Below are 21,827 nucleotides of genomic sequence, written 5' to 3' on the forward strand. Positions count from 1 at the left end.
CGCGCCGGTGGTCGGCGACCATGCGGTGAGAGGCAGGTGTTACGCAGTGCGGTGCCCGTTCTGCAGGAACGCCGACTCCAGGGTGGTCGACTCGCGTGAGGTGGACGAGGGACAGGCGATCAGGCGCCGCCGATCGTGCTCGGCGTGCGGACGGCGGTTCACGACCTCCGAGACCATGGTGCTCGCCGTGGTGAAGAAGTCGGGGGTTACCGAGCAGTTCAGCAGGGACAAGGTCGTGACCGGCGTGCGGCGCGCGTGCCAGGGGCGTCCGGTCGACGAGGACGATATCCAGCAGCTGGCGCACCGGGTCGAGGAGTCGATCCGGTCGGCAGGCGCCGCGGAGATACCGAGCCATGAGGTCGGCCTGGCGATCCTGGGGCCGCTCCGGGACCTCGACAGCGTGGCCTACCTCCGGTTCGCCAGCGTCTACCGCGCCTTCTCCTCGATCGAGGACTTCGAGAAGGAGATCGCGGGGTTGCGGGAGGCCATCGGGGGAACCGGCGGTGCCGCCGAGGTCGCCGATACCGCCGATACCGCCGATACCGCTGATGCGGCCGACGCGGGCGAGCGTGCCGACTGAGCGGGATCGCAGCAAACCAGGACGAGACAGTTCGCAAAGTTCGTGAGAGGTGTCGGGACGGAGCGTCCGGACGCCGGAGTGAGGGAGAAGTGATGACGGAGACCGTGGGAGTCGCAGCGAAGTCGGGCCGGTCCGCCAAGGGCAAGGGCTCAGCGAAGGGGGAAGGCCGCGGACTCCGGGTGGAGCGCGTATTCACCACCGAGGGCGTGCATCCGTACGACGAGGTCACCTGGGAACGCCGCGATGTCGTGATGACGAACTGGCGGGACGGCACGGTGAACTTCGAGCAGCGCGGTGTCGAGTTCCCCGACTTCTGGTCGATGAACGCCACCAACATCGTGGTGAGCAAGTACTTCCGGGGTGCGCAGGGCACCGCGGAGCGGGAGAACAGTCTCCGTCAGCTGATCGACAGGGTGGTCAAGGCCTACACCGACGCGGGGATCGAGCACGGTTACTTCACGACCGACGCCGACGCCGAGGTCTTCGCGCACGAGCTCACCTGGATGTTGCTGCACCAGTACTTCAGCTTCAACTCGCCCGTGTGGTTCAACGTCGGAACGGCCTCCAGCCAGCAGGTTTCGGCGTGCTTCATCCTGTCGGTCGACGACACGATGGAGTCGATCCTGAACTGGTACCGCGAGGAAGGCCTGATCTTCAAGGGCGGCTCGGGGGCCGGCCTGAACCTGTCGCGCATCCGTTCGTCCCAGGAGCTGCTGCACTCCGGCGGAACCGCATCCGGTCCGGTGTCGTTCATGCGGGGCGCGGACGCCTCGGCGGGGACGATCAAGTCCGGCGGCGCCACTCGCCGCGCCGCGAAGATGGTCGTGCTCGATGTCGACCACCCGGATATCGAGGAGTTCGTGCACACCAAGTCGAGGGAGGAGCACAAGATCCGCGCGCTGCGCGACGCGGGTTTCGACATGGACCTGGGTGGCACCGACATCAGCTCGGTCCAGTACCAGAACGCGAACAACTCCGTTCGGGTCTCCGATGAGTTCATGCAGGCTGTGTCGTCGCGCACGAAGTTCGGGCTGCGTGCCCGCACCACCGGTGAGGTGATCGACGAGACCGATGCCGGCTCGCTGTTCCGCTCGATGGCGCAGGCGGCGTGGGAGTGCGCCGACCCCGGATTGCAGTACGACGACACCATCAACGACTGGCACACCTGCCCGGAGTCGGGACGGATCACGGCGTCCAACCCGTGTTCGGAGTACATGCATCTGGACAACTCGAGCTGCAACCTGGCCTCGCTCAACCTGATGAAGTTCCTTTCCGAGGACGGCACGTTCAACGCGGAGCTGTTCGTCAAGGCGGTGGAGCTGGTCATCACCGCCATGGACATCTCGATCTGCTTCGCGGACTTTCCCACCGAGGCCATCGGCGACACCACGCGCAAGTACCGGCAGCTCGGGATCGGGTACGCGAACCTCGGTGCGTTGCTGATGGCGACGGGGCACGCTTACGACTCGGAGGACGGCCGGGCGTTGGCCGCGGGGATCACCTCGCTGATGACCGCGGTGTCCTACCGCCGTTCGGCTGAGCTGGCCGGAGTCGTCGGTCCGTACGAGGGCTACGCGCGCAACAGCGAGGCGCACCAGCGGGTGATGCGTAAGCACGCCGCCGCCAATGACGCCATCCGTGCCAGGGACAGCAACGACGTCGCCGTGCGGCGCGTGGCCACCGCCGAGTGGCAGCGCGGCATCGAGCTGGGTGTGCAGCACGGCTGGCGCAACTCGCAGGCCAGCGTGCTCGCGCCCACCGGAACGATCGGCTTCATGATGGACTGCGACACCACCGGCGTGGAGCCCGACTTCTCGCTGGTGAAGTTCAAGAAGCTGGTCGGTGGTGGATCCATGCAGATCGTCAACCGGTCGATCCCGCGTGCCCTGCACTCGCTGGGATACCAGGAGGAGCAGGCCGAGGCGATCGTGGAGTACATCGCCGAGCACGGCCACGTGATCGACGCACCCGGGCTGCGGGCGGAGCACTACCCGGTGTTCGACTGCGCTATCGGTGAGCGGGCGATCTCCCCGATGGGGCATGTGCGGATGATGGCCGCCGTCCAGCCGTTCCTGTCCGGCGCGATCTCCAAGACGGTGAACATGCCCGAGGAAGCGACGGTCGAGGACGTCGAGGAGATCTACTACCAGGGCTGGCAGCTCGGCTTGAAGGCGCTGGCGATCTACCGGGACAACTGCAAGGTCGGCCAGCCGCTGTCCACAGGCAACAGCGACGCCGCCAAGGACGAGGCGAAGAACCGGGAGGATGCCGCCGTTGACGGCGCCGCGCAGCAGGAGCCGGTGGTGGAATACCGGCCGGTCCGCAAGCGGCTTCCGAAGAAGCGTCCGAGTCAGACGGTGTCGTTCACGGTCGGCGGCGCGGAGGGCTACCTCCACGCGGGCGAGTACCCGGACGACGGTCTCGGCGAGATCTTCGTCAAGCTCGGCAAGCAGGGGTCCACGCTGGCCGGTGTGATGGACGCCTTCTCGATGTCGATCTCGGTCGGGCTGCAGTACGGCATCCCGCTGGAGTTCTACGTGAGCAAGTTCCAGAACTTGCGTTTCGAGCCGGCGGGAATGACCGACGACCCGGACATCCGGATCGCGACCAGCGTGCTCGACTACCTGTTCCGCAGGCTGGCGCTGGACTACCTGCCGTACGAGAAGCGGGAGCAGCTCGGCATCTTCACCGCGGCCGAGCGAACCGCCGCGGTGGCCGAGCAGTACGGCGAGTCGGGTTCGTCCGAGGACGACGTCGATATGGACGCCCTGCGCAGCAGCGTCGACGCCAACACGATCGACAGCGGGGCGCGTGAGTCCGGCGAGGAACCCGCCGCGTCGGCATCATCCATGGACGACGACCAGCAGACTCCGGAGGCGCACACCACGACCGAGCTGCTGGAGGCCCGGCTCGGCAAGGCAGCGGACGCACCGCTCTGCATGACCTGCGGGACCAAGATGCGCCCCGCCGGGTCGTGCTACGCCTGCGAGGGCTGCGGAGCGACCTCCGGCTGCAGCTGACCGGCGCGTAGCGCGGACATGTGCCGTTGGGGCGAGCGGACCGGACTGCCGGCCCGCTCGCCCCCAACGTGTGGCACGGATCGCATGGGTTACCGGCCGGTAGATCTGCTCCATATGGGCTACCGGCCGGTAGGTTAACCCTCCGGTGTCTTCCGCGGGCGTCGATGAGCGGGTTACTCTACAGGGTGCTGCTGTGAGGCCCGTCACGCGAGGGAAGGAACTCGATGCGTATCGCCGATGTGCTCCGCGCCAAGGGACACGAAGTCGCCACCATCAGCCCGGATACCGCGGTCTCCGAGTTGCTCTCCGTGCTCGCCCGACACAACATCGGCGCCATGGTCGTGCTCGGCGAGGAGGGCGTGGTCGGCATCGTGTCGGAGCGGGATGTCGTCCGCCGAATGCACGAGCGCGGCGCCGCACTGCTCGACGCCCCGGTCTCGGAGATCATGACGTCCATGGTCGCCACCTGCACCCCCGAGGACACCGTCGACGATCTCACGCAGGTCATGACGACTCGCCGGATCAGGCACGTCCCGGTGATCAGCAACGGTGAGCTCAGCGGCATCGTCAGCATCGGTGACGTGGTCAAAAGCAGGATGGACGAGCTTCAACACACCAAGGAGCAGCTCGAGGCCTACATCGTGCAGGGTTGATGGTCCGCGGGGCGAACGTGGCCGGACCCTGTCTCCAGCGATTGTGCACACCGGCCGTATCCGTCCACCGATTCGGCTGACCGCCGCACCGCGTGGGTCGCGCCGCGCACCGTGGGGGTATGACCAACGAATCGGAATCGGCGGACACCTCCGCCAAGCGACCCGTCGTCCGCGTGCGAGGCATCGCGGAGCTGCTCGCTTCGCTGCCGCAGATCCTGGGATTCTGGCCCGCGGAGTCGGTGGTCCTGCTCGTCGACATCCATCCGGGCAGCCGCAAGTACGGTCCCGTCATCCGCGCTGACCTGCCGGCCGCAGGTGACGAACGAGCGCTGGCCCGCCAGTTGGCCGCATCGGTCTCGCGATCGCGCGCCGTATCGGTGACGACCGCCGTCCTCGGTGAGCTCACCGGTGGCCGCGACGCCGAGCGGCACGACCCGCCGTGGCGGGCACTGGTCGAGGCGATCGGTCGTGAGCTGCGTGAGCGCGGTATCGACCATGCCGCCGCGGTGTGGGCGCCACGTATCGCGGGCGGCGTCGGCTGGCGCAGCTACCAGGACGCGCGGCTCGGTGGGGTCCTTCCGGAGCCGGAGAGCACCGTGGCAGCCGCTCGCGCTGTCGAGTCCGGCCTGGTGACGTTCCGGAGCAGGGAGGATCTCCGGGAGCTCGTGGAGCCGGACAGCAGCTCGCGGGGACGCGCCCGGGCCGAGGCTATCGCCGAACGCATCCGCGCCAGAAGGGCCACTCGGACAGAACCGTGCTCGTCCGAGCATGCCCGGGCCGTCGTGGCCGACGCGCTGGGCAGGTCGCTGGGCGGGGACCTCACCTTCACCGACGACGAGCTGACCGAGCTCGCGCTCGCGCTGTCCGACCGTGACGTGCGGGACTCGTTCCTGGCCGCCGCCGCGCCGGAACGCCGGGAGCTCGCGTGTGCTGCCGCGCGGTTGTGGCAGCTGCTGTGCAGGACGCTACCGGCTCCGGAACGGGCGCAGGCCGCCGCTCTCGCGGGTTACGCGGCCTACGCGAGCGGGGAGGGGGCGCTGGCCAGGATGGCGCTGGAGGTAGCGCTCGACACGGATCCCGCGCATGTGCTGGCCGCACTGCTGATGCGGGCGCTCGGCGGGGGCATCGAGCCACGCACCATCCGGCGGATCGCCCGCGACCGGAGTGAGCTCGACCGGTTGCTTCCGCACGTGGGGCCGGACCTACAGGAGCCTCTGCAGGAGCCCCCGCAGGAGCCTCGGTAGGACGACGAGCACAGCGGGGCGGCTAGTCCGTGCGGGAACGCGCGTACGCGGTGTGGCCGTCGCGGGCGAACGCCCACGCGTCGTTGACGATGTCGCCGAGGTTCGGCCGTTCCGGCTTCCACCCGAGCTCGGTGCGCGCCCGCTCACCGGCGGCGACCAGCACCGCCGGGTCGCCCTGCCGGCGCGCGGCCGTCACACTCGGTATGTGCTGCCCGGTGACCTCGCGGCAGGTCTCGATCACCTCCCGCACGGAGAACCCGGCACCGTTGCCGAGGTTGTAGATGCGGTGTTCCCCTGCGGCCACGTGGTGCAGTGCCCGCAGGTGCGCGTCGGCAAGGTCGGCAACATGGATGTAGTCGCGTACCGCGGTGCCGTCCTCCGTCGGGTAGTCGTCGCCGTAGATCTGAACCCGGTCGCGCTCTCCCGCGGCCACCTGCAGCACGATCGGGATGAGGTGGGTCTCGACGCTGTGGCGTTCCCCCCAGTACCGGTGGGCGCCCGCTACGTTGAAGTAGCGCAGGCTCACCGCGGCCAGCCCGTGCGCCTGGGCATACGTGGTGATGGCGTGGTCGATGGCGAGCTTGGTGAACCCGTAGGTGTTGGTCGGTTCCGTCGGTGCCGACTCGGGGATGGGCGTGCGGTCCGGGTTCCCGTAGGTGGCCGCCGTCGAGGAGAACACCAGCCGCGGGGTGCCGTGCCAGCACATCGCGTCGAGCAGTCGTAGCGACGTCGTGACGTTGCCGTGCCAGTACGAAGCGGGCTCGGCCACGGACTCGGCGACCAGGGACTTGGCCGCGAAGTGCAGCACGCCGTCGAACCCCTCCGCGAGCAGGGAGCGGGCAACCTCCGCCGCGTCGCCGTGCACGAAACGCGCCCCTGGGGGAACGGCGTCCCGGTGTCCGGTGGACAGGTCGTCGACGACCGTGACGTCGTGACCCTCCTCGAGCAGACGTGCGGCGCACACACTGCCGACGTAGCCTGCCCCGCCGGTCACCAGGAACTTGCCCGCAGGGGAGTGGTTGCCAGCCGCCATACCGCTGTGCCAGCCCGGCTACTGCACTGTCGCGAGGATCGCGTGGAGCACGTCGGCGGGCACGTCGACCGACTCGCCGCCACCGCTGATCGTGATCTTGGAATCGGCGCCGGTGGCCCGCGCGATCTGTACCGTGGCTCCGGGTGACATCCCGACCGACCGCAGGGTCGTCATCAGGTCCTCGTCCATCTGCACGTGCTCGGCGATCCTCTTGATGGTGACCGTGCCGCCGCCGGCGCGGGCCAGGTCGTCGAGGCGCACCAGATTGGACTCGGCCGGTGGAGCCGGGTCGCCCGCACCGAGCTTGTCCAAGCCGGGGATCGGGTTGCCGTACGGCGAGGTGGTGGGGTTGTCGAGTAGCCGCACCAGCTTGTGCTCGACGGCCTCGCTCATCACGTGCTCCCACCGGCACGCCTCGTTGTGCACGTGCTCCCATTCCAACCCGATCACGTCCACGAGTAGCAGCTCGGCCAGCCGGTGCTTGCGCATCACGGCGATGGCGAGCTCGCGCCCGTGGTCGGTCAGCTCGAGATGACGATCTCCGGCCACCACCACGAGGTTGTCGCGTTCCATCCGCGCGACCGTCTGACTCACGGTGGGACCGCTCTGGTCGAGTCGCTCCGCGATCCGCGCCCTCAACGGCACGACACCCTCTTCCTCCAGCTCGAAGATGGTGCGCAGATACATCTCCGTGGTGTCGATGAGATCGTTCACTGTTTGTCCTTAGTCGGGCCGTGCACGGTCGTGGGAAGGGGTCGGGCGCGCGATCGGCGCGTATGAATCCCTATCATTCGCCAACGACTTCATCGTAGCTACCGTGCGCGGGGGCACGTGCGCGCGTGGGTGAATGCGCGGTGGGCGCGCGCCGTGGCACGTGCGCGCGTGGGTACTCAGCGCAGCGACCTCCTCGGGCAGAATGTGCGTATGGGCCCACTGATCAGCACCGAGAAGCTCGCGGCGATGCTCGAGGGGCCTGCCCCGCCCGTGGTCCTGGACGTGCGCTGGCGGCTGGCGGGCCCGCCGGGTGCGGAGTCGTACGCCGAGGGGCATCTGCCCGGTGCGGTGTTCGTCGACGTCGATTCCGAGCTCGCGGCCGCGCCGGGGGAGGCAGGCAGGCACCCGTTGCCGGAGCCAGCCGAGCTGGAACGGACGCTGCGCGCGGCCGGGGTTACCGGCGATCGAGCGGTGGTCGCCTATGACGACGCGGACGGTTCGGTGGCGGCCAGGGCGTGGTGGCTGCTGCGCTGGGCTGGGCATACCGAGGTGGCCGTGCTGGACGGCGGCTACGCGGCATGGGTGGCCGAGGAGCGCCCGGTGACGACCACGGTTCCGGACCCACCCGAGGGGGACATCGAGGTGCGACCTGGTGGCATGCCGGTACTCGACGCCGACGAGGCAGCCCGGTGCGCGCGTGCCGGCACCCTCCTCGATGCCCGCGTTCCGGAACGCTACGGCGGGTACACCGAGCCGGTGGACCCACGGGCCGGGCACATACCGGGAGCGATCAACGCCCCGTTCACCGCGCACACCGACGCGCGGCAGCGCTGGCGCGACCCCGATGATCTCGCGAGGCACTTCGTCGGGCTCGGCGTGCGCTCGGACGCGCCGGTCGGTGCCTACTGTGGCTCGGGGATCACCGCGAGCGCGGCCGTGCTCGCGCTGGAAGTGGCCGGTTTCGCGCAGCACGCCGGGCTGTATACCGGGTCCTGGTCGCACTGGAGCCGTGACCCGCGGCGGCCTGCCGCCACCGGCGAGGAACCAGGTTGATGATCTCGTGCGAGTGGATAGGGTAGGACGATGCACTCACCAGCGGTCGTGTGGCATTCCTCCCTGCTGTCCTATGACTTCGGGGCGGGTCATCCGTTCAACCCGGTGCGGCTCGACCTGGCCGTCCGCCTCGCACGTGAGCTGGGCGTGCTCGACGGGGTGTCGCTGCTGGTCCCGGAGGAAGCCGAAGAGCGTGACCTCGTGCGCGCGCACACCGCGAACTATGTGGACGCGGTCAAACGTGCCCCCGAGGCCGGCTTCGACGTGGGCCACGGTCTGGGAACCGGCGACACGCCGGTGTTCGCGAACATGCACTCCGCGGCCTCGCTCGTCGTCGGGTCGACGCTGCTCGCCGCGCGGCAGCTGGCCGAAGGCCGGGCCAAACGTGCCGTGAACATCGCGGGTGGCCTGCACCATGCGATGCACGACCACGCATCGGGGTTCTGCGTCTACAACGACTGCTCGGTGGCGATCTCGTGGTTGCTCGACAACGGTTTCGACCGCATCGCCTACATCGACACCGACGTGCATCACGGCGATGGTGTGCAGGCCGCGTTCTACGACGACCCGCGGGTGCTGACGATCTCGTTGCACCAGCATCCGATGACGTTGTTCCCCGGAACCGGCTTTCCCGGTGATGTCGGCGGCAGCGGAGCCGAGGGTCGCTCGGTGAATGTCGCCCTGCCCCCGCGCACGCCGGACTCCGGCTGGCTGCGTGCCTTTCACGCGATCGTCCCCGGACTGCTCGAGGAGTTCCGCCCGCAGGTGCTGCTCACCCAGTGCGGTGTGGACTCGCACGACGAGGACCCGCTGGCGGAGCTGGCGCTGACGGTGGACGGGCACCGCCGGATCTACCAGGAACTGCGCAGCCTCGCCGAGCAGTACGCCGACGGGATGTGGCTGGCCGTGGGTGGTGGCGGGTATCAGCTGGTGCGGGTCGTCCCCCGGTCGTGGACGCACCTGATGGCCACCGTGCTCGATCGGGACATCGACCCGCATACGCCGGTCCCGCCGATCTGGATGGCCTCGGTCGGTGAGGCTGCGCCGAACACCGACCTTCCGGTGACCATGGGTGACGGTGCTCCGGCCGAGTTCACCCCGTGGGACGGCATGAGTGAGGAACCCGTCGATACGGCTATCCGGGAGACGCGCAAGGCGGTCTACCCACTGCACGGGCTGGACCCCAACGACCCTCGTGACTGAGACCAGGGACAAGCTCTGCGGCGAGAGGGGTGGCTGAGATGACGGCGCAGGACGACTCGGCCGGGGATGCGCGACGGGAGGCATTCGACTACCCCCGGCGCTGGGAGGCGGACGTCGTGCTCTCCGACGGGGGTACCGTACGGCTGCGTCCCATCGTGCCCGATGATGCCGATCGCATCGTGGCGCTGCACAGCAGGCTCTCCGAGCGGACCCGGTACTTCCGCTACTTCGGTGCCTACCCGCGCATCCCGCCCCGTGACCTGAACCGCTTCACCGTCGTCGATCACCACGACCGGGTGGCGTTCGTGGCCGTGCTCGGGGCCGAGATCGTCGCTGTCGGCCGGTACGAGCGCCTGGAAGGAGGGCCGCTGGCCGAGGTCGCGTTCGTCGTCGATGACGCCCACCAGGGCAGGGGACTGGGCTCGATCCTGCTCGAGCATCTCGCCGCGGCGGCGGCCGAATGCGGTATCGAGCGGTTCGCCGCCGAGGTGCTCAGCGAGAACGCTGCCATGGTGCGGGTGTTCCGGGACGCCGGATACGAGATCACCAGGGAGCTGGCCGAGGGCAGCATTCACCTCGAGTTCGACATCGACCCCACCGAGGAGTCCCTGGCGGTGGCGAGGTCCCGCGAGCAGGCGGCCGAGGCACGTAGCGTGCAGAACATCCTGCACCCACGCTCGGTCGCGCTGATCGGAGCGTCCTCGGACCGTTCGAAGATCGGCTACGCGGTGCTGAGCAACCTGCTGGGCGCCGACTTCTCCGGCACCGTCTACCCGGTGAACCCGGAGCACAACTCGGTCCGAGGGGTACTGACCTACCCCTCCGTCGTGGACATTCCCGACGACGTCGATCTGGCCGTGGTTGCCGTACCCGCCGACAAGGTCGATGACGTGTTGGACGGCGCCCTGGAGAAGGGCGTCAAGACGCTGGTGATCGTCTCGTCCGGATTCGCCGAGGCCGGGCCGCACGGTATGCACGCGGAGCTGTGCGTCGTGGGCGAGGCACGCGCGCACGGAATGCGCGTGGTGGGCCCCAACGCGCTGGGAGTGCTCAACACGCACCCGGACGTGCGACTGAACGCGACGCTGGCACCGCGCCTGCCACCGAGAGGGAACACCGGCTTCTTCTGCCAGTCCGGCGCTCTGGGGATCGCGATCCTCGATGACGCGGAGAAGCGAGGGCTGGGAATCTCCACGTTCGTCTCGGCAGGCAACCGCGCGGACGTCTCCGGTAACGATCTGCTGCAGTACTGGGAGACGGACCCGGACACCGAGACGGTGCTGCTCTACCTCGAGTCCTTCGGCAACCCGCGCAAGTTCGCGCGGCTTGCGCGGCGCCTTGCACGGCGCAAGCCGATCGTGGCGGTGCGGTCCGGGCGGCGGGTCGTGCGTCCCGAGCTCGCCGCCACCTCGGCCGATGTCGACGACGCGAGCGTGCAGGCGCTGTTCGAGCAGGCCGGTGTCATCCGCGTGGAGTCGCTGGACCAGCTGTTCGATACGGCTCTCGTGCTCGCGCACCAGCCCCTGCCGGAAGGTTCGCGGGTGGCTATCGTCGGTAACTCATCGGCGATCGGTGCGCTGGCTGCGGACACGGCGTTCGAGTACGGCCTGACCCTGGTGGGGGAGCCGGTCGATGTCGGCCCGCAAGCCGGGCCGGACGAATTCGCCCACGCGGTGCGGGAGGCGCTACACAGCCCGGAGACCGACGCGCTCGTGGTGGTGTTCGTGCCGCCGCTGGCGATCCCGGGCACGCACTACGCCCGCGCGGTCCGGGAAGCCGTGGCCGAAGTGGCTCCGCACGACCAGATACCCATCGTCTCGACGTTCCTCGCCGTGGAAGGCATCCCAGCGGAGCTGGCCGTGTACGGAGCGGACGGGGCCCCGACACGGGGATCGGTCCCGTCGTACCCGAGCCCGGAGCGCGCGGTGTCCGCCCTCGCGCGCGCGGTGCGCTACGCGGCCTGGCGAGCCAGACCGACCGGGTCGTTCGCCAGGCCGGCGGAGCTGCATCCCCAGCGGGCCCAGCAGCTGGTGCGCGATGCGCTGGACGATGGCCCGGAGGGCGCGCCGGGGCGCGCGGGTTGGTTGCCGGACGCGATGTGCATCGAGCTGCTGGCCTGCTACGGCATCGAGCTCGTCGACTACGAACGTGTGCCGTCCGCGGACGCGGCGGTGCGGGCCGCCGAGTCGCTTGGCTTCCCGGTCGCGCTGAAGTCGGTGGTGGACCGGTTGCGCAGGAGCCCGGACTTCTCCGGCACCCGGCTCGATCTCTACACCGCCGACGCGGTGCGGACGGCCTACCGTGACCTCTGGGAGCTGGCCGACAACCCGGAGGTCTACGTGCAGCGAATGGCCCCACGCGGGAGCTCGTGCGCCGTCGGGCTGCAGGACGACCCGTCGTTCGGCACGCTCGTGTCGTTCGGCCTGTCCGGCAGCCTGGGAGAGCTGATCGGCGACCGCGCCTACCGTGCCGTCCCGTTGAGCGATGTCGATGCCTCGGACCTGGTGCGGGAACCGCGTACGTCGGCGTTGCTCACCGGGTACCGCGGTGGCCCGTCCGCCGACCTCGAGGCGCTGTCCGAGCTGGTCCTGCGGGTGTCCGCGCTGGCGGAGGATGTCCCGGAGATCCGTGTCCTCGAGCTGGACCCGGTGATCGCGACGAGCGAGGGCGCCACCGTGGTCGGCGCCCGGATGAAGATCGGCGAGCCCCCGTCCCGCCCGGACAGCGGCCCGCGTCAGCTCCGCCCGATCGACGTGCCCGCGGAATGATCGATCGGCACGGACAACCGTCCGCCCGGACAGCGGCCCGCGTCAGCTCCGCCCGATCGACGTGCCCGCGGAATGATCGATCGGCACGGACAACCGTGTGGAAAGCTCGCGCGTCATCACGGGTATGGACACCAGACAGGTACTCGTCGGGGCCGCGGCGCTCCTGCTCGCGCTCGGTGCCGGCTGCGGGCAGGACTCGTCCGCCGCGAACGGCGAGGGCAACGATGCGCCGGCGAGCACGCCTACCGAATCGGTGTCACCTGATCCGGGGAGCGACTCCGATGTGCAGCATGGGGACCCGGTTCCTCCCGAGCAGATCGACGACTCCGCCCTGCCGGCGGAGTACCCGAGAGAGGTCTCCACGACCGAGGGTGGACGTAGGCTGGTCGTCACGGCGATGGAGTCCAACGGCTGCGTGACGGCCGAGGCCAGGAACGCCGCGGAGACCGAGCAGGACGTGACGGTCGTGCTGGTACACCACACACCCGGCGGCGACGTGATGTGTACCCAGCAGGTGACCTACCCGAAGGTTGCCGTGCAGCTGGACGGGACTCTCGAGGACCGCACCGTCGTGCTGAAGACCGAGGACCGGCAGGGCTAAGCGTCACCGCGTCGGGTGCGGGCGCCCCAGCGGTCGTTAGGGTGGCCGGATGGGTAAACGTGAGGTCTCCGTCAGCCGGGTCGTGGCAGCGCCGCCCGAGAAGATATTCGAACTACTGGTCGATCCGAGGCAGCATCCGTTGCTGGACGGGTCCGGCACCGTTCGCGAGGCACATCCGGATACCACCGGCCGGTTGGAGCTCGGCGCGAAGTTCGGGATGGACATGAAGATGGGTGCGCCGTACAAGATCCTGAATACGGTCGTGGAGTTCGAGGAGAACCGCCTGATCGCGTGGCGGCACTTCAACGGGCATCGCTGGCGCTGGCAGCTGGAGCCGCTGGAGGACGGCACCACGCGCGTGACAGAGACGTTCGACTGGTCGACAGCGAAGATGCCCGTACTGATCGGGCTCAGTTTCTTCCCCAGAAAGAACAAGCGCGGCATGGAGCGCAGCCTCGTGCGCCTTGCCGAGATGGTCGAGCTGTAGCAGGCGCGGGAGACCGCGCGCCTTCCGCGCGGCACTGGTCCGGCGAGCAGCGCGCATGACCTTCGTCACTGCGCGCTGCCGCCGTCGACCGCCGCACGGGAGATCAACTCCACTCCGGCCTTTCTGGCCATAATGGACCGATTCTCCGCCGACGAACTGGGGCGTTGGTGTGATCAGTCCGAACGGGCCGGTTAACATTCCTTTGCTGCCAAGGAAACTGGCATCCACTATCTTCTCGGTGCATGCCGTTGAGCCGGGCCGGTTCCGCTGCCGACCCGGCGTCACCAGGGCCGATGCCTCCCGAGATCACGGGGTTATCGGGGTCACACCGCTGTCGCCGCGCGGGTGACGGCCGTCATGTAGCCGGATTGCTGTCCGCGATCGCCGCGATTACCTTCCGTCGGCGTGTCACAGCTCGGTTACGACATGGGCACGATCAGGTGATGATCGCGTCCGCCGGGATCCCCCGCCCGGAGTCGGGCCGAGCCTCCCCGAGACGGAAGGCCCCCAACGATGACCCAGGACATGCCGGACGGCCATAGACGCCCCCCGGCGGTCGGAAGCGCCCCGCGTCGCGCACCGATCGTCGGGGGTACCTCTCACCGGCGGACCGCCGGCCCGCGCCGCGAGGTGCTTCTCGCGTGTGTCGCCGTCGCGCTGCTCGTACCGCTGAGCCTGCCTGCGGCGGGTGGGGCTCAACCCCAGGAGGAGGTGGAGCTGGCCGCGTACAGCCCGGCAGGCGACGCCGTTCCCGAGGTGCTCGAGCAGGACGGCACGAGCACCGATGCGCGCGCGGAGGTACGCAAGCTCCTCGACGCGCAGGAGACGCGCCGGGAACGCGAGAAAGAGGAGGCCGAGCGCGCCGCCGAGGAGAAGCGCGAAGCGGAACGTGCGGAAGAGGAAGCCGAACAGGCCGAGGCCGCCGAGGAGGAGGCCGAGCAGGCCGAGTCGGGGCCGAGCTATGTCCGGCCCGCCGAAGGGCGGTTCACCTCCGGCTTCGGAGCGCGCTGGGGCTCGCACCACAGCGGCATCGATATCGCCAACTCCATCGGTACGCCGATCGTGTCGGTGACCGGCGGCACGGTGATCGAAGCCGGACCGGCAAGCGGGTTCGGCCTGTGGGTCAAGGTCCGGCACGACGACGGCACGGTCACGGTCTACGGGCACATGGACCGGATCCTGGTCGGTGCGGGCCAGCGTGTCGGTGCAGGGGAGCAGATCGCCACGATCGGCAACCGTGGCCAGTCCACCGGTCCCCACCTGCATTTCGAGGTCTGGCAGGGCGGGCAGACACCCATCGACCCCGTCGGTTGGCTCGCCGAACGCGGTGTGTCGGTGCGCTGACCGGAGCCAGGACAGAGGCGCACGCCGGGCCCCGGCGTGCGCCTCTGAGCCCTACCTCAGCTGCGGAACGAGATCTGCAGGACGGGCTCGGACGTGGCGTCGAAGAAGTCGTTTCCCTTGTCGTCGATGACGACGAAGGCAGGGAAGTCCTCGACCTCGATCTTCCACACGGCTTCCATACCGAGCTCGGCGTACTCCAGGACCTCCACGGACTTGATGCAGTCCTGCGCCAACCGCGCGGCCGGGCCACCGATCGACCCCAGGTAGAAACCGCCGTGTTGCTGGCAGGAGGCCGTGACCTGCTTCGAGCGGTTGCCCTTGGCCAGCATGACGTAGGAGCCACCTGCCGCCTGGAACTGCTCGACGTAGGAGTCCATCCTGCCCGCCGTCGTGGGGCCGAACGAGCCCGACGGGTACCCGTCGGGGGTCTTGGCCGGGCCCGCGTAGTACACCGGGTGGTCACGCAGGTACTGCGGCATCTCCTCGCCCGCGTCCAGCCGCTCGGCGATCTTGGCGTGCGCCATGTCGCGGGCGACCACGAGCGGGCCGGTCAGCGAGAGCCGCGTCTTGACCGGGAGGGTGCTCAGGGTCTGCCGGATCTCGTCCATCGGCCGGGTCAGGTCGATGGGCACGACCTCGTCGGAGAGGTCCTGCTCGGTGACTTCCGGCAGGAACCGGGCGGGGTCGCGTTCGAGCTGTTCGATGAACACACCCTCGGCGGTGATCTTCGCCTTGGCCTGCCGGTCGGCCGAGCAGGAGACGGCGATGCCGACCGGGCACGACGCCCCGTGCCGGGGAAGGCGGATCACCCGCACGTCGTGACAGAAGTACTTGCCGCCGAACTGGGCGCCGATGCCGAACTGCCGGGTCAGCTCGAGCACCTGCTGCTCGAGGTCGACATCCCGGAACCCGTGCCCGAGGGCGGAGCCTTCCGTGGGCAGGCTGTCCAGGTACCGGGCGGAGGCGAGCTTGGCGACCTTGAGGTTGTACTCGGCCGACATGCCGCCGACGACGATCGCGAGGTGGTAGGGCGGGCAGGCCGCCGTGCCCAGCGCGCGCAGCTTCTCGTCGAGGAAGCTCGCCAGGCGCCTGGGATTGAGCAGTGCCTTCGTCTCCTGGTACAGGAACGTCTTGTTGGCGCTGCCACCACCCTTGGCCAGGAAGAGGAACTCGTAGCTCGGTTCCTCGCCCGGCTTGTGGTAGAGCTCGATCTGGGCCGGCAGGTTGGTTCCGGTGTTGCGTTCGTCCCAGAAGGTCAGCGGTGCCATCTGGGAGTAGCGGAGGTTGAGTTCCTGGTAGGCGTCGTGGATGCCGCGCGCCAGCGCTCGCTCGTCCTCGCCCCCGGTCAGGACGCCTTCGGTGCGCTTGCCGATGGCGATGGCGGTGCCGGTGTCCTGGCACATCGGTAGCACCCCGCCCGCGGAGATCGCCGCGTTGCGCAGCAGGTCCATCGCGACGAACCGGTCGTTGCCGCTGGCCTCCGGGTCGTCGACGATCGAGCGAAGCTGTTCGAGATGCGATGTGCGCAGCAGGTGCTGGATATCGGTGACGGCGGTGCGGGCGAGCTCGGTCAGCGCCTCGGGCTCGACCTCGAGGAACGTGCGCCCGGCCGCCTCCACGGTGCGGACCCCGTTCTCGGTGACCAGCCGGTACTCGGTGCTGTCGGCGGCGAGCGGAAGGACGTCGGTGTAGTCGAACGACTCGGACATCGCGGACACGGCTGAGCAGGCTCCCTTGTGTGCTCGTGCGGACTCGACCAGGAACACGACCGTACCTGGTCGATCCGCGGGTGCCGTGTGGCCTCCCTGGACACCGTGACGGTGCTCAATCCCCGTGGCGCCCTCGCCTGCCGATAGGCCAGTGGACAACCCGGGAAACCGGATGCGGCGCCGCCGCGGTGCGGGTCAGCTCGCGTACGCGCGCAGCCTGTCGGCGCGGTCACCCTGCCGCAGCTTGACCATGACCTCCCGCTCGATCTGCCGGACCCGCTCGCGTGACAGGCCGAAGGCCCTGCCGATCTGGTCGAGCGTGCGCGGCTGCCCGTCGTCGATGCCGTAGCGGAGCCTGATCACGTGCTGCTCCCTGTCGTCCAGCGTCGACAGCACGCGCCGCAGGTCGTCGTGCAGCATCCCGGAGATGACCGTGCCTTCGGCGTCGGCGGCCTCGCCGTCCTCGATGAAGTCACCGAGGGGTGCGTCCTCCTCGGTACCCACCGGCATGTCCAGGCTGACCGGGTCGCGCGCGTGGTCGAGCAGCTGGGCGACCTTCGCCTCGGGGATGCCGGACTCCTCGGCCATCTCCCCGTGCGTGGCCTCCCGGCCGAGTCGCTGATGCAGGTCACGCTTGACCCTGCTCAGCTTGTTGACCTGCTCGACGAGATGCACGGGCAGCCGGATGGTGCGGCCTTGATCGGCCATGCCGCGCGTGATCGCCTGGCGGATCCACCAGGTGGCGTAGGTGGAGAACTTGAAGCCCTTGGCGTAGTCGAACTTCTCCACCGCGCGGATCAGCCCCAGGTTGCCCTCCTGGATCAGGTCGAGGAGCGGCATCCCCCTGCCGGTGTAACGCTTGGCCAGCGACACCACGAGGCGCAGGTTGGCCCTGAGCAAGTGTTGCTTGGCGCGCTCGCCGTCGCGGACCACGGTGGCCAGGTCGGACCGGCGCTGCGGCGAGAGGCCCTCCTCGGTGTCCAAGATGTGCTGGGCGAACACTCCGGCCTCGATCCTCTTGGCGAGGTCGACCTCCTCGGCCGCACTGAGCAGTGCGGTCTTGCCGATCCCGTTGAGGTAGACACGGACCAGGTCAGCCGCGGGGCCCTGCATATCGAGGTCGCCCTCGGTGCTCGGCGTCGGCTGTGCGGGAAGCTCTGGCGCCGCGGCGTCCACGGCCCCGGTGTCAGCGGTACCGGCTGTGCCATCGTCGGATGCCGTGTGGAGGTCTCGGTCGAGTGTTTGTACGGACATGCTCAGCCTCCCCTGGGGCAGTCCGGCACCGTCGGCGTGCCGGAGCTACGTTGTGTGCGCTGGGGTGACCCGCCGCACACGTCCGACTCGTTTCATGGTCGGACACCCAGGTCAACGCCTACTCGCCGCAAATCGTTCCCAGTTGCGCCGAGAATCCACGGGTGAGCTGCCCCACGAATTGCGGTACGACCGTGCCAACCAGCGGGCCGTCGGGGTACGGACACGGCCTCGACCAGGGCGGGTGGGACGCGGCCGGGGCGGTCACACCTCGAGCAGGATCGTGAACGGACCGTCATTGACGCTGTGCACCTGCATCTGCGCGCCGAACCGGCCGGTGGCCACCCGCGCGCCCCGCGCGCGTAGCTCGGCCACGAGCTTGTCGATCAGCGGCTCGGCCACCTCGGGGCGCGCCGCGGCGGTCCAGGACGGCCGCCTGCCTTTCCTGGTGTCGCCGTACAGGGTGAACTGGCTGATCACCAGAAGCGGAGCGCCGGCCGTGGCACACGAGTGCTCGTCACGTAGCACTCGAATCTCGTGCAGCTTGCGCGCCATCGTCGCCGCCGCGGTGTCCCCGTCGTCGGCATGGACCCCGACGAGCGCGAGCACCCCCGGTTCGTCGATGGCGCCGACCGTCTCGCCGTGCACGGTCACGCTCGCCTCGGTGACGCGCGATACGACCGCCTTCATGAGCGCACCCCGTCCGTGGGGGCGAGCTCCGCTGGCAGCAGCATCCCGTGCAGCACCAGCTCCCTGACGATCGGTAGCGCGGTCTCGACGAGGGCGTCGGTCGGCTCACCGTGCGCCGCCGCGAGCAGGTCGAGCAGGTCGGCGAGGGGGAGGTGACCCTGGCACCCGGCGAGCAGCGCGCTGGCGAGCTCGTCGAGCTCGTGCTGCCACCCCGGCCCGTCGGTACGGTGCAGCCTGCGGATCCGAGGTTCCCAGCCGTTCTCGCCCTGTGCGTTGATCTGCTCGAGAACCACGGTGGGCGGCACCGTGTAGGTTTCCGCGCGCAGGTCCGGGTGCGTGCGCAGCCAGTCGACGCGCCGCAGCCAGTCCTGCGCCTCGGCACCAAGCGGGTCGTCGTAGGCGTGCCGGAGATCCTCGCAGACCACGGTCGGCTGGTCCGCCTCGTCGATCCGGCGCAGCGTGACGAACCCGAACCCGATTCCTTCCACACCCGCCGAGGCGAACCAGTCGAGCCATTCACGTGCGATGTGCCTGCCCTCCGGCGACGCCGGGTCGATGCCCGCGTCGCGTATCCAGGTCCCGACGTAGAGGGGCGGGTCCGCCACGTCGCGCTGCACGAACCAGGCATCCGTGCCCGGCGGGAGCCAGCCGCGTACACGCTCCTCCCAGTCGTGCTCCGCGGTGTGCAACCAGGCGCCGAGTACGTGTCCGGTGCCGCCGTTGGCCAGGAAGGACGGGAGCTGCCGGACGACGAGCGCGCTCGCCTCGTCACCGGCGAGGCCCGAGTCGCGGTAGGTGTAGTCGACGCGAGCGGGCCCGACGACGAAGGGGGGATTGCACACGATCCGGTCAAAACGCCTGCGCGCGACCGGCGAGAACCAGGATCCCCGCAGCAGCTCCACGTTCACCTTGTTGAGCAGGAAGGTGCCCTCGGCCAGCGCGAGTGCGCGCGGGGAGACGTCGGTGGCCGTGATGGAACGCGCGTGCCTGCTCGCGTGCAGGGCTTGCACTCCGCTTCCTGTCCCGATGTCGCAGAGGGACTCCACCGGGCTGCGGCTCGTCGCCCGGACGAGGCTCATGGCCGCTTGCCCCACGCCGCCCACGTACTCCCGGCCCGCAGGCGAGTCCCGGACGGTGTCGATATCGCTGACCACCCACCAGGAACCATGCTCATCGGCGTGTGGCCGGATATCCAGCGCGGCACGCAGCTGGTCCCCGTCCGGGCGCAGCAGCCCCGCGTCGAGGGCCTGGTCGACGGTGGCAGGCGCCAACGCGCGGGAGACCGCGGTGCCGGACTCGGCCGAACCGAGCAGGAACAGCCGCACCAAGGTGCCGAGCGGGCCGGCATCGGCCGTCGCCTCGTAGGCGGGCTCCGGCTCGTCCCGGCCGAGCGCGGCGTGTGCGGCCGTGCCGAGCACGCCGACCACGCCGTCCGCGTCGTAACGCGCCGCGGCGAACGCCTCGCGCAGCCGCTCGCACAGGTCCGTCGAGAACCGGGGGAGTGGGTCGGTCACGACGGATATCCTCGCACGGCGCGCGCCTCGCGGTGCGCCGGTGACGGGAACCAGCGCGTCGCAGTGCACGTGGCGCCCGCCACCGGGCCGCGGACCACGCCTGCCGTGCGCTCCCGCCGCTGCGCGGATCTCGAGCACAGGCGGTGTGGCAGCATTGTCCCCGGATCGTCCCCGGCGACGGCATTGCCGGGGGTGGGAGCATGGGAGTTGGAGGTGTTCGGCAGTGACGAGGTCGGAACACGGCACCCATGCCTCGGAATCGGCTGTGCTGATCACGGAGGCCGCACCGTCGTACGACGACGAGTTCGCGGCCCGCAAGCGCAAGTACCTCTGGATGATGGCGCTGCGCTTCCCGTGCCTGATCGCGGCGGGGCTGTCGTACCAGATCCCGTGGCTGGCCTTCGCGTTCATCGCGATGTCGGTCCCGCTGCCGTGGGTCGCGGTGTTGATCGCCAACGATCGGCCCGCGCGCAAGGCCGAGAAGGCGAGTACGTTCCGGCGCGAGCGTCACCAGCTCGAGGAACGTGAGTACCGGGTGATCGACGTCTGACCCGAGCGGTGCCTGTGCGCACCTCGCGCGCGCGGCTCGACCGCGATCAGGCATCATGGGGGTGTGAGTACCCAGGTCTTACCCGAGCAGGATACGCGCCCGGAGGGCACTGAGGCTTCCGACGACGACGCGCCGGAAGTGTTCCACTACGTGCGCAAGAACAAGATCGTGGAAAGCGCGGTCACCGGTGAGTACGTGGTCGCGCTGTGTGGGCAGGTTTTCCCTGTCACGAAGCAGGCCAAGCCCGGTTCGCCGGTGTGCCCGGACTGCAAGCGCATCTTCGAGAACCTCCCCTCCGGCGGGGAGGAGTAGCCGGCCCTCAGCGCGGATCCGCTCGGGTGCGATGGTCCCGCGGTGGTGTCGCCACCTCGGCGGAAGCACCACCGCCGTCTTGTCGTGTGCCTGCTCCCGTCCGGTCCTTCTCCCGCTCCCGTTCGAGCCGGTGCCACCTGCCACGCTGCCTGCGGCTGGGCTGGGCAGGCCACAGTTCCTCGATGGCACTGTTGAAGTGAGCGCCTCCGATCACGGCGAGCCCGATGAAGAACACGAACAGCAGGAACGCGATCGGGGTGGCGACGGCACCGTAGGTGTAGCCGGTCGCGGTGGCACCGGAGAGGTACTGCCGCAGGATCGAGCTGGAAAGCAGGAAGATCAGCATCGCGAGGACCGCGCCGGGCAGCCCGCGGTGCCAGGGCAGCTTTCGTGGTAGCGCGAGCTTGTACAGCGTCGCCAGCCCCAGGACGAGCAGTAGGCCGAGCGTGGGGTAGTAGAGCTGGCCGACCCAGTCGGCGAGGAACGGGCGCCAGTCGTCCGGAATGCCCCTGGACAGCACGTCGGGCCCGACGGCGATGACGGGAAGCACGACGATCAGCAGGGCGAGGCTGGCGATGTAGAGCAGCAGGGACAGCAGCCGTTGCCACGCCTCGTTGCGGACTCCCTGCTGGCCGTGTGCCTCGGTGATGGCGTCGACGAACGCCGAGGTCGCCGCGGATCCGGCGAACAGGGCGATGACGAAGCCAGTGGAGACGATGTGGGCCTGACCGACGGTCAAGATGTCGGCGACGGTCGGCTCGATGAAATCGGTGACCACCCGCTCACTGAAGATGGTGCGGCTGAGCCGGATGATCTCGTCGAGCGCGTCGTCCACGACCCGGGGGCTGAACCAGTCACCCATGTACCCGAGGCTGCCGAGCAGTGCGAGGAGCAGCGGCGGCAGCGACAGGGTCTGCCAGAAGGCCGTCTTCGCGGCTTCCGAGAACACGTTGCCCTGCCACGCGCGGACGATGGTCCTGCGGGGTAGCTGGACGTAGGCCGCGCGGCCGGCGGCCACGGGCATGTGACTGCGCTGCCACATGCGGCTGACGACCAGCGAGCCGCGCCGGAGCCACCCGCGAGCCTGTGGTGGTGTGCGGG

At 69.4% G+C, this 21,827-nt stretch carries 19 protein-coding genes; 12 read left to right on the plus strand and 7 right to left on the minus strand.

Annotation, left to right across the window (positions count from 1 at the left end):
• The first annotated feature begins 46 nt into the window (after positions 1–46).
• The 4 genes from nrdR (at position 47) to H0B56_RS09120 (ending at position 5,497) form a co-directional block, all read left to right on the plus strand.
• Positions 47–580: a transcriptional regulator NrdR gene (nrdR, locus tag H0B56_RS09105; protein WP_180892552.1), complete on the plus strand. Its 534-nt coding sequence runs from the start codon at positions 47–49 to the stop codon at positions 578–580.
• A 92-nt stretch (positions 581–672) separates the two neighbouring features.
• A complete protein-coding gene (locus H0B56_RS09110; RefSeq protein WP_180892553.1) occupies positions 673–3,600 on the plus strand; it encodes a vitamin B12-dependent ribonucleotide reductase in 2,928 nt (975 codons plus the stop codon).
• A 224-nt stretch (positions 3,601–3,824) separates the two neighbouring features.
• Positions 3,825–4,253 carry a CBS domain-containing protein gene (locus H0B56_RS09115; RefSeq protein ID WP_180892554.1) on the plus strand — a complete coding sequence of 143 codons (429 nt, stop codon included), beginning with the start codon at positions 3,825–3,827 and terminating at the stop codon, positions 4,251–4,253.
• Positions 4,254–4,372: 119 nt separating this feature from the next.
• Positions 4,373–5,497 (plus strand): DUF4192 domain-containing protein, encoded by a 1,125-nt coding sequence (locus tag H0B56_RS09120; RefSeq protein WP_180892555.1) that lies wholly within the window; start codon positions 4,373–4,375, stop codon positions 5,495–5,497.
• A 22-nt stretch (positions 5,498–5,519) separates the two neighbouring features.
• Here the strand turns inward: H0B56_RS09120 and galE are convergent, their stop codons facing one another.
• Positions 5,520–6,530: a UDP-glucose 4-epimerase GalE gene (galE, locus tag H0B56_RS09125; protein WP_180892556.1), complete on the minus strand. Its 1,011-nt coding sequence runs from the start codon at positions 6,528–6,530 to the stop codon at positions 5,520–5,522.
• Between the two features lie 18 nt (positions 6,531–6,548).
• A complete protein-coding gene (locus H0B56_RS09130; protein WP_180892557.1) occupies positions 6,549–7,244 on the minus strand; it encodes an iron-dependent transcriptional repressor DtxR in 696 nt (231 codons plus the stop codon).
• Between the two features lie 210 nt (positions 7,245–7,454).
• Between H0B56_RS09130 and H0B56_RS09135 the strand changes: the two genes are divergently transcribed.
• From H0B56_RS09135 to H0B56_RS09160, 6 genes are all read left to right on the plus strand, one after another.
• Positions 7,455–8,297, plus strand: a complete 843-nt coding sequence (locus H0B56_RS09135) for a sulfurtransferase (protein ID WP_180892558.1) — start codon at positions 7,455–7,457, stop codon at positions 8,295–8,297.
• Between the two features lie 30 nt (positions 8,298–8,327).
• A complete protein-coding gene (locus tag H0B56_RS09140) occupies positions 8,328–9,500 on the plus strand; it encodes an acetoin utilization protein AcuC (protein ID WP_180892559.1) in 1,173 nt (390 codons plus the stop codon).
• Positions 9,501–9,538: 38 nt separating this feature from the next.
• Entirely contained in the window at positions 9,539–12,268 is a 2,730-nt protein-coding gene (locus H0B56_RS09145) for a bifunctional acetate--CoA ligase family protein/GNAT family N-acetyltransferase (RefSeq protein ID WP_180892560.1), read from the plus strand.
• 124 nt (positions 12,269–12,392) lie between these two features.
• Positions 12,393–12,869 (plus strand): hypothetical protein, encoded by a 477-nt coding sequence (locus tag H0B56_RS09150; protein WP_180892561.1) that lies wholly within the window; start codon positions 12,393–12,395, stop codon positions 12,867–12,869.
• A 49-nt stretch (positions 12,870–12,918) separates the two neighbouring features.
• Positions 12,919–13,356, plus strand: coding sequence for an SRPBCC family protein (locus H0B56_RS09155; protein ID WP_180892562.1), 438 nt, complete (start codon positions 12,919–12,921; stop codon positions 13,354–13,356).
• A gap of 513 nt (positions 13,357–13,869) precedes the next feature.
• Positions 13,870–14,700: a M23 family metallopeptidase gene (locus tag H0B56_RS09160; protein WP_246361013.1), complete on the plus strand. Its 831-nt coding sequence runs from the start codon at positions 13,870–13,872 to the stop codon at positions 14,698–14,700.
• 56 nt (positions 14,701–14,756) lie between these two features.
• Here the strand turns inward: H0B56_RS09160 and H0B56_RS09165 are convergent, their stop codons facing one another.
• The 4 genes from H0B56_RS09165 to H0B56_RS09180 all read right to left on the minus strand — a co-directional run bounded on the left by H0B56_RS09165 (position 14,757) and on the right by H0B56_RS09180 (position 19,864).
• Entirely contained in the window at positions 14,757–16,409 is a 1,653-nt protein-coding gene (locus tag H0B56_RS09165; RefSeq protein WP_180892930.1) for a fumarate hydratase, read from the minus strand.
• Between the two features lie 195 nt (positions 16,410–16,604).
• Positions 16,605–17,522: a sigma-70 family RNA polymerase sigma factor gene (locus tag H0B56_RS09170; protein ID WP_246361049.1), complete on the minus strand. Its 918-nt coding sequence runs from the start codon at positions 17,520–17,522 to the stop codon at positions 16,605–16,607.
• 402 nt (positions 17,523–17,924) lie between these two features.
• Entirely contained in the window at positions 17,925–18,350 is a 426-nt protein-coding gene (dtd, locus tag H0B56_RS09175; protein WP_180892564.1) for a D-aminoacyl-tRNA deacylase, read from the minus strand.
• A complete protein-coding gene (locus tag H0B56_RS09180; protein WP_180892565.1) occupies positions 18,347–19,864 on the minus strand; it encodes a DUF7782 domain-containing protein in 1,518 nt (505 codons plus the stop codon). The genes dtd and H0B56_RS09180 overlap by 4 nt, the downstream gene beginning before the upstream one ends.
• 223 nt (positions 19,865–20,087) lie before the next feature.
• On the opposite strand from H0B56_RS09180, the gene H0B56_RS09185 reads away from it, so the two are divergent.
• Both H0B56_RS09185 and H0B56_RS09190 read left to right on the plus strand, forming a co-directional pair.
• Positions 20,088–20,414 (plus strand): DUF3099 domain-containing protein, encoded by a 327-nt coding sequence (locus H0B56_RS09185; protein ID WP_180892566.1) that lies wholly within the window; start codon positions 20,088–20,090, stop codon positions 20,412–20,414.
• 63 nt (positions 20,415–20,477) lie between these two features.
• The gene (locus tag H0B56_RS09190) at positions 20,478–20,726 is read left to right on the plus strand and encodes a DUF3039 domain-containing protein (RefSeq protein WP_180892567.1); all 249 of its coding nucleotides are present in this window, start codon (positions 20,478–20,480) and stop codon (positions 20,724–20,726) included.
• A 7-nt stretch (positions 20,727–20,733) separates the two neighbouring features.
• Here the strand turns inward: H0B56_RS09190 and H0B56_RS09195 are convergent, their stop codons facing one another.
• On the minus strand, positions 20,734–21,750 hold the full coding sequence (locus H0B56_RS09195) for a YihY/virulence factor BrkB family protein (RefSeq protein WP_246361052.1): 1,017 nt from the start codon (positions 21,748–21,750) through the stop codon (positions 20,734–20,736).
• Positions 21,751–21,827 lie beyond the last annotated feature (77 nt).

It is taken from the genome of Haloechinothrix aidingensis (genome assembly GCF_013450155.1).
In the GTDB taxonomy this organism is placed as follows: domain Bacteria; phylum Actinomycetota; class Actinomycetes; order Mycobacteriales; family Pseudonocardiaceae; genus Haloechinothrix; species Haloechinothrix aidingensis.